Here is an 8,657-nt window from a genome sequence, read left to right on the forward strand (position 1 = left end):
TCGCTTTGGTGTGGCGACCTACGCCGCGCGCACCTTGGCGAGGAAGCCGTCGACTGCGCTGCGCAGCGCGCCGGACTGGCTGTCGAGCTCGCGAGCGTTGGTGAGCACGTCGCTTGCCGCCGTGCCGGTCGCTTCCGCGGCCGAGGTGACGCTGCCGATATTGGCGTTGATCTCGTTCGATCCGGCCGCGACCGACTGAATGTTGCGGGCGATCTCGCGGGTCGCCTCGCCTTGCTGCTCGATCGACGCGGAAATGCCCGCGGTGATCTCGCTCATCTCGGCGATGGTCTGAGTGATGCCGCCGATGGCGGCGACCGCATCGCTGGTCGATGTCTGCATCGCCGCGACCTGGGCGGAGATTTCCTCGGTGGCCTTGGCGGTCTGGTTGGCCAGCGCCTTGACTTCGGAAGCGACGACGGCGAAGCCGCGGCCGGATTCACCGGCACGCGCCGCTTCGATGGTGGCGTTGAGGGCGAGCAGATTGGTCTGTGCCGCGATCGAGTGGATCAGCTTGACCACCTCGCCGATCTTCTCGGCGCCGGTGGAGAGTTCCTGCACCGTGGCATTGGTGCGCTCGGCGTCGTTGACAGCGCGGCTCGCCACTTCGGTCGAGCGGGTGACCTGGCGCGAGATCTCCGCAACCGAGCTCGACAGCTCTTCGGCAGCCGCGGCAACCGTGCCGACATTGCCCGACGCTCTCTGCGAGGCCGCGCCGACCGTCGCCGCACGCGACGAGGCGTCGCCGGCGGTCGCGGTCATCGATTGCGCAGTGGCTTGCATGCCCGTCGCAGCCGAGGAGACCGAGCGGACGATACCATTGACGCTGCGTTCGAAGTCGCTGGCGATGCCCTCCATCACGCTGCGACGTTCCGCCGCTGCGCGATCCTTGGCATCGGCTTCGCTCTTCTCGATGTCGCGGATGCGGACAGCGTTGTCCTTGAAGATCTGGACGGTCGACGCCATTGCGCCGACCTCGTCACCACGGCCGACGCCCGGAATGTCGCCGTCGAGCTTGCCCTCGGCGAGATCCTTCATGCGGGCTCCGAGCAGGGCGAGCGGGCGGCTGATGCTGCGACCGATCAGCCAGGCAACGCTGCCGGCGACGATGACGATACCGAGCATGGCCAAGCCGAGCAGCCAGTAGACCGGACCCATCTTGGCGTCGATATCATCGAGATAGGCGCCGGTGCCGAGATACATGTCGAAGCCGGGGACCGCGACCGCGTAGCCGAGCTTGCGGATCGGCTTCTCCTGGCCGGGCTTCACATATTCATAATACAGCAGGATCGAACCATTGGCCTTGACCCCGTCCATCAACTCGGCAGACAGCTTGCGGCCGTTGGTCACGACATCCATGCGGTTGCTGCCGATCTGCTTCGGATCGGGCGCGAGCTGGGTGATGCCGTCATAGGACGTGCCGAACAAATAGCCCGCACCGTTGTCATACGTCATTGCATTGCCGTAGCGACGAATCTCGGCCATCGCCGCATCCTTCGTCAGCTCGCCGGCGTCGACCCGCTTCTTGAGGGCAGCGGCGTAGTTGCGCCCCATCTCCACGATCGCCTTGGCCTGATCGATGCGCGCGTTCACCATCTCCTGCTTCATCAGGTATCCGGCGAGGATCCCGGAAATGCACAGTCCGAACAAGGTGACGCCGACGAGGATGCCGAGCTTGGGGGCGATCTTCATATTGCTTAATTTCACGGGATGCTCCGGCAACACAGGGATAAGGACGCGCGAGTGAATCGATCGAAATCAAATTAACCTTTAGGGGGTGACCCCTTAGCAAGCTGTTACGGGGCGCCCCGTAGAAGCCCGGAGAAGACGTCGAACCAGTCGTATAAATCGCCTCAATGACAACCGGGAATTGTACGCGACCTCCTCGATTTCGCGTAAAAGACGCAAAGGCCCGCGCAAAGCATGGGTCACAACAAGAAACCAAATCGGGAGCAGGACATGCCGAGATACAGGGTGGTGACGCCGAAGGGCGCGAGCTTCACGGTCGCGAGCAGCGATTATTCCTACGAGCGCGAGGCGCTCGATCCGATCGACGCCGAGATCGTCGAGGCGCCGGCCGACGAGGCCGGGTTCATCGCCGCCGCGAAGACAGCGGACGCCATCTACGCCAAGGGCATCCCGATCACCAAGACCATCATCGACGCGCTGGAGAGCTGCAAGGTCATCACGCTGGGCTCGGTCGGCGTCGACAGCGTCGACATCAAGGCCGCGACCGCGCGCGGCATTCCCGTCACCAACATCCCCGACACCTTCATCGAGGAGGTCGCCGACCATGCCATGATGCTGCTGCTCGCTGGCTTCCGCCGGCTGGTCGAGCAGGACCGGATGGTGCGTAGCGGCCGCTGGGCCGAGGGCCGGCCGGCGTTGTCGAAGATACCGCGGCTGATGGGCCAGACGCTCGGCTTCATCTCGTTCGGCCGCGTGGCGCGTGCGGTTGCGAAACGCGCAGCTCCCTTCGGCCTGCGGATGATGGCCTACGATCCCTTCATCCAGGAAACGCTGATGTCCGACCACGGCGTGATTCCGGCGACGCTGAACGAGGTGTTGTCGCAATCCGACTTCGTCTCGATGCACGCCCCCGCCCGGCCCGAGGTGCATCACATGCTCACCGAGAAGCACTTCCGGCAGATGAAGAAGGGGTCCGTCTTCATCAACACGGGTCGCGGCGCCACCGTGGACGAGGAAAGCCTGATCAAGGCGCTTCAGGAGGGCTGGATCGCCCATGCCGCCCTCGACGTGCTGGAGAAGGAGCCGCCCTCGCACAACAATCCGCTGCTCGGCATGGACAACGTCACCCTGACCGCCCACGTCGCCTCCGCCTCGGCACGGTTTGACGAGGCGCGCAAGCGCCGGGTGGGCTACGAATTGTCACTGGTGCTTCAGGGCATGTGGCCGGTAAGCTGCGTCAATCCGTCGGTGCTGCAAGACACCGCGCTCCGCCGCTGGCAGCCTGTCAGCATGGACCGCGGCCCGAACAGCTAGACGGGACGGCCGCGAAGGCGCGCCGGCAACCGGAAAGACCCTTCACCGGCGATCAACGCCGGGAAGGGAAACATATAGGGAGGAACCGATGAGGAACGACATCACGCGTCGTGATGCCTTGGCGCTGGGCCTGTCCGCTGCGGCAATCGCGGCAACCGGTGCTCCGGCAAATGCGCAATCCGCGATCAAGGCCGCGGACGTCCCCACACCGAAACTGCCGATCGAGAAAGGCGCATCCCTGCGCATGCTGCGACCGGTACGTTTCGTCCAGGCCGACGAGGACGTGTTCCGCGCCAATGCGGCCAAATTCACCAAGGAGACCGGGGTCGAGGTCAAGGTCGACTTCGTCGGCTGGGAGGACATCAACCAGCAGACCGCGGTGACCGCGAATTCCGGTGCCGGCCCCGATATTATCATCGGCTTCTCCGATGCGCCGCACATCTATATCGACAAGCTGATCGAGCTGACCGACGTCGCCGACTATGTCGGCAAGCGGTACGGCGGCTGGCTGCCGCTGGCGCAGCGCTACGGCAAGAAGAACAAGAGCGACGCCTGGATCGGACTGCCGTTCGGCGCGACCGCGGGTCCGCTGATCTACCGCAAGTCGATCCTGCGATCGGTCGGCTTCGACAAGGTGCCGGAAGACCATGCCGGAATCCTCGATCTCTGCCAGAAGCTTCAGAAGGCCGGCAAGCCGGCCGGCTTGGCGCTCGGCAACGCCAAGGGCGACGGCAACGGTTTTGCGAACTGGGCGCTGTGGTCGCACAACGCGGCGCTGCTCGACGAAGAGGGGAACGTCGTCATCAACAGCAAGGAGACGATCGCCGCACTGAACTGGGTCAAACAGCTCTATCCGACCTTCATCGCCGGCACGACGTCATGGAACGACGTCAGCAACAACCGCGCCTACGCCGCGCAGGAGATCTCGCTGACCGCCAACGGCGTCTCGCTGTATTTTTCACTGAAGAACGATCCGGCGACCAAGGCGATCGCCGACGACAGCGAACATCAACTGCTGCCGAAGGGTGTCGCCAAGGTCTCGCCGATGGCGGGCCTGACGCTAAACGCCATGCTGTTCAAGCACAGCCAGTACCCCAACGCCGCAAAGGCCTTCCTGCAATACATGCTGGAAAAGGACCAGTACGAGCCGTGGCTCAACGCCAATTCCGGCTACTGGGCCCAGCCGCTCGCGGCTTACGCGGAGGCCAAGGTCTGGAGCGAAGATCCCAAGATCAAGATCTTCAAGGACACCATGAACACCATCTACTATGACGGCTATGCTGGCCCGATCTCGACCGCGACCGGTGCCGTCAGCGCCGACTACGTGCTGATTCAGATGTTCGCATCCGTCGCGACCGGCGCTGCCACGCCGGAAGCCGCAGCCGCGGAAGCCGAGCAGCGCTGCAAGCGGTACTTCCGGCGGCAGAAGTAGCGCTGGCCAAAAGCGCGTCATCGCGAGCGAAGCGAAGCAATCCAGCCTGTCTTCCCAGTTACAGCCTGGATTGCTTCGTCGCCCCAGTGCAAAATTGCTTCGCAATTTTGTTACGGGCTCCTCGCAGTGACGGGCCTGGTGACTTTCAGAGACGGGACAACAAACCGATGTCCGTGACCACACTCTCTTCTCCTGCCCTCGTGCACCGGCAACCCTCCTGGCTGGTGCGCCTGTTCGACTACAAGCCGTTCCTGATCGTGATGTGCCTCGCACCTGCGATCGGGCTGCTCACGGTGTTCCTGACCTATCCGCTCGGCCTCGGCATCTGGCTCGCCTTCACCGACACGACGATCGGCAGAAAAGGCGTCTTCGTCGGCTTCGAGAATTTCCAGTATCTGCTCACCGATTCCCTGTGGTGGAACGCGGTGTTCTACAGCGTGGTCTACACGGGGATCGCGACCTTTGGAAAGTTCGCGCTCGGCTTCTGGCTCGCACTGCTGCTCAACAACCATTTTCCGTTCAAGAGCCTGTTGCGTGCGATCATCCTGATGCCCTGGATCGTGCCGACGGTGCTCTCGGCGCTGGCGTTCTGGTGGATCTACGATCCGCAGTTCTCGATCATCTCCTACCTTCTGGTCGACGTGCTGCACTGGCGCACCACCAATATCGACTTCCTCGGCTCGCCCTGGCCGGCGCGCTTCTCGCTGATCGCCGCCAATATCTGGCGCGGCATTCCCTTCGTCGCGATCTCGCTGCTGGCGGGCCTGCAGACCATTTCGCCCTCGCTCTACGAAGCCGCGATGCTCGATGGCGCCAGCGCCTGGCAGCGGTTCCGCTACATCACCTTCCCGATGATGATGCCGATCCTCGCGATCGTCATGACCTTCTCGATCATCTTCACCTTCACCGATTTCCAGCTGGTCTACGCCATCACCCGGGGCGGCCCCGGCAACTCAACCCATTTGCTGGCAACGCTGGCCTTCCAGCGCGGCATTGCGGGCGGCGAGCTCGGCGAGGGCGCGGCGATTGCGGTGTCGATGATCCCGTTCCTCGTGTTCGCAACGCTGTTCTCTTATTTCGGCCTGGCGCGCCGCAAATGGCAGCAGGGAGAGAGCAATGACTGATACCGCCGCCGAGCCGGCCGCCGTCGCCACCACGCCGCCGGACACCATGGCCTGGGATTCCGGGCTGCGGCGGCTGATGATGATCTATCTGCCGCTCGGCTGCTTCGTGCTGATCCTCCTATTTCCGTTCTACTGGATGACGATCACGTCTTTCAAGCCGAACGCAGAGCTGATGAACTACAAGGAGCACAACCCTTTCTGGATCTCCTCGCCGACGCTGGCCCACATCAAGCACCTGTTGTTCGACACCGCCTATCCGCGCTGGCTGTGGACGACGATGCTGGTCGCGGTCGGGGCGACTACGCTGTCGCTGATCGCGAGCACGCTGGCCGCCTATGCGATCGAGCGCCTGCGCTTCCGCGGCAGTCCCTATGTCGGCCTCGGCATTTACATGGCCTATCTCGTGCCGCCGTCGATCCTGTTCATTCCGCTCGCGACCGTGGTCGTGCAGTTCGGCCTGTTCGACAGCCCGCTTGCGTTGATCCTGGTCTACCCGACCTTCCTGGTGCCGTTCTGCACCTGGCTCCTGATCGGCTATTTCAAGTCGATCCCCTACGAGCTCGAGGAATGCGCGCTGGTGGACGGTGCCACCAGGCTCCAGATCCTGCGGCGGATCACGCTGCCGCTGGCGGTGCCCGGCCTGATCTCGGCCGGCATCTTCTCCTTCACGCTGTCCTGGAACGAGTTCATCTACGCGCTCGCCTTTATCCAGAGCGGCGCCAACAAGACGGTGCCGGTCGCGATCCTGACCGAGCTCGTCACCGGCGACGTCTATCAGTGGGGCGCGCTGATGGCGGGCTCGCTGCTCGGCTCGCTGCCGGTTGCGATCTTCTACTCGCTGTTCGTCGATTACTACGTGTCGTCGCTGACGGGCGCGGTCAAGGAGTAGCTGTCGGCTGCGGCGTTTGGCCCGGTTTCACAAAACTGCAATGCGCGGTCCGCATAAGACGGCCTCCGTTAACAGGAGACGCACATGCGCGCGACTTTGCTTAGTACCGTCGCAACGATCATTCTGACCGCGAGCTCCGCGCTGGCGCAGAGCGAAGGCGAATTCCCCGCCAAGCTCGCCGGCCACGTCGTGATGCCGGCCGCCACGTTCATCGACGCGCCGGCTGATGCTCCCGCCGATCTCAAGACATCCGGTAAATACACCACCGGGAAGCGGGTCGACGCGCTCGGCACGGTGATGGGCAAGTCCTATGAGCGGGCCACCGGCGTGTCGCTGCCGTTCAAGGGCCAGCCGCTGCAGGGCCATTCCGGTATCAAGTCGATGGGGGACGGCACTTTCTGGGTCATCACCGACAACGGCATGGGCGCGCGCGCCAATTCGCCAGATTCGATGCTGTACCTCAACCGCTACAGGATGGATTGGGCCGGCGGCAAGATCGAGCGGCTGGAGACCGTGTTCCTGCACGATCCCGACAGACGCGTGCCGTTCCGCATCGTGCATGAAGACACCGAGAGGCGTTACCTCACCGGCTCCGACTTCGACACCGAAGGTTTCCAGATTATCGGCGACACCTTCTGGATCGGCGACGAGTTCGGCCCCTACATCCTGAAGGCCGACAAGACCGGCAAGATTCTGGCCGTATTCGAGACGGTCGCCGACGGTAAGCCCGTGCGATCGCCGGATCATTGGGCGGTGGCGACCCCGGGCGCGCCGGGTGCGACCTACACCAACGTCAACCTCCGACGCTCCAAGGGTTACGAGGGCTTCGCCGCCTCGAAAGGCGGCAAGTTTCTCTACGGCCTGCTCGAGGGGCCGCTCTGGGATGCCGAGAAAAAGGACTGGGAGAAGGTCGACGGCAAGGAAGCCTCGCGCATCCTCGAATTCGACGTCGCCGCGGAAAAATTCACCGGCCGCTACTGGCAGTATGTGTTCGAGCAGAACGGCAATGCCATCGGCGACTTCAACATGATCGACCCGAGCGCCGGCCTGATCATCGAGCGCGACAACGGCGAAGGCACGCCCGAAAAGGCCTGCCCGCAAGGCACCCGCGGCGAGAACTGCTTCCCCGACGTGGCCAAGTTCAAGCGCGTCTACAAGATCGAGCTCACCGACGCCAATGTCGGCAAGCCCGTGCGCAAGATCGGCTACATCGACCTCCTGAAGATCAGGGATCCCGACAAGAAGGCGAAGAAGCCGCTCAATGACGGCGTCTACACGTTCCCGTTCTTCACCATCGAGAACGTCGATCGTGTCGACGAAACCCACATCATCGTCGGCAATGACAACAATCTGCCGTTCTCGTCCAGCCGCGATCCCAACAAGGCCGACGACGACGAGTTCATGCTGCTCGATGTCGCGGACTTCCTGAAGGCGAAGTAAGCCAGCGCTCTCTCAACGCGGGTCATCGCCCGGCTCGACCGGGCGATCCAGTACGCCGCGGCGCCAGCGATCAAATCGTGAGGCCGCGGCGTACTAGATGCCCCGCCCTCGTGCGTAACTGCGCACTAGGCGGGACATGACGGACAGTGAGCGAGCACGAGGTAAAGACAACTCGCACCTCGGCGCCGCACATCAACCCGCCGGCACGATCACCATGCTCTTGTCCTTCGGCCAGCGAATGCGCCAGACGAAGTTGATGTCCTTGACCTCGCCGGGCTTGGCGTCGAACGACCATTCCAGCACGCCGCGCCGGTCGCGAATGTTGCTTGCGGTCGGCGGCGTGGTCGCAGGCAGCATCTCGACGAGGATGTCCTCGTTCTCGCTGACCGGCAATTGATCCTCAATCGCGACCTTGATCGGGAAGTCGTGACCATTGCGGATCGTCGTCTTGAACGATCGCTCGTCGGTCTTCGACGTCGTGACCAGGAGACCGGCCGAACCTTCGTTGCGCTTGAGCACCGCGCGCTCGATCCTGACCTTGTCGTCGGCGCCGAAGCCGAGCCGCACGATATCGTCCTTGGCCGAAGCCGAGAGTTTGCCGCGGCCGACGAAAGTCCCGTCGCGATAGATTGCGACCTTGCCCGGCAACAGGCTCGTGTCGTCGGTCTGCTTGAAGCTCGCTTCGAGGAAGGCGGTGGGGTCCATCACCGGTGCCGCGCGCACCATGAGATCGGCGGGCACGGTCATCGAGGCGATGCGCAGGCTCTTGGCG

Annotated in this window: 7 protein-coding genes; 5 read left to right on the forward strand and 2 right to left on the reverse strand. The window is 63.4% G+C overall.

What is annotated here, in order from left to right:
* Positions 1–18: 18 nt before the first annotated feature.
* Positions 19–1,704, reverse strand: a complete 1,686-nt coding sequence (locus tag IVB32_RS19105; RefSeq protein WP_026232608.1) for a methyl-accepting chemotaxis protein — start codon at positions 1,702–1,704, stop codon at positions 19–21.
* 252 nt (positions 1,705–1,956) lie between these two features.
* Between IVB32_RS19105 and IVB32_RS19110 the strand changes: the two genes are divergently transcribed.
* The 5 genes from IVB32_RS19110 to IVB32_RS19130 all read left to right on the forward strand — a co-directional run bounded on the left by IVB32_RS19110 (position 1,957) and on the right by IVB32_RS19130 (position 7,885).
* Entirely contained in the window at positions 1,957–3,000 is a 1,044-nt protein-coding gene (locus tag IVB32_RS19110; RefSeq protein ID WP_026232607.1) for a C-terminal binding protein, read from the forward strand.
* A gap of 88 nt (positions 3,001–3,088) precedes the next feature.
* Positions 3,089–4,432: an extracellular solute-binding protein gene (locus IVB32_RS19115; RefSeq protein ID WP_018453846.1), complete on the forward strand. Its 1,344-nt coding sequence runs from the start codon at positions 3,089–3,091 to the stop codon at positions 4,430–4,432.
* Positions 4,433–4,599: 167 nt separating this feature from the next.
* On the forward strand, positions 4,600–5,556 hold the full coding sequence (locus IVB32_RS19120; RefSeq protein WP_018453845.1) for a sugar ABC transporter permease: 957 nt from the start codon (positions 4,600–4,602) through the stop codon (positions 5,554–5,556).
* Positions 5,549–6,445, forward strand: a complete 897-nt coding sequence (locus tag IVB32_RS19125) for a carbohydrate ABC transporter permease (protein ID WP_018453844.1) — start codon at positions 5,549–5,551, stop codon at positions 6,443–6,445. Before IVB32_RS19120 ends, IVB32_RS19125 begins: the two co-directional genes overlap by 8 nt.
* 84 nt (positions 6,446–6,529) lie before the next feature.
* Complete coding sequence (locus IVB32_RS19130; RefSeq protein ID WP_247294061.1) at positions 6,530–7,885, forward strand: esterase-like activity of phytase family protein; 1,356 nt, start codon at positions 6,530–6,532, stop codon at positions 7,883–7,885.
* 192 nt (positions 7,886–8,077) lie between these two features.
* Here IVB32_RS19130 and IVB32_RS19135 read toward each other — a convergent pair.
* The coding region (locus tag IVB32_RS19135) for a mucoidy inhibitor MuiA family protein (RefSeq protein WP_247410928.1) at positions 8,078–8,657 on the reverse strand (580 nt) is incomplete at its 5' end.

Origin of the sequence: Bradyrhizobium sp. 23, from assembly GCF_023073295.1 — a bacterium.
In the GTDB taxonomy this organism is placed as follows: domain Bacteria; phylum Pseudomonadota; class Alphaproteobacteria; order Rhizobiales; family Xanthobacteraceae; genus Bradyrhizobium; species Bradyrhizobium canariense_D.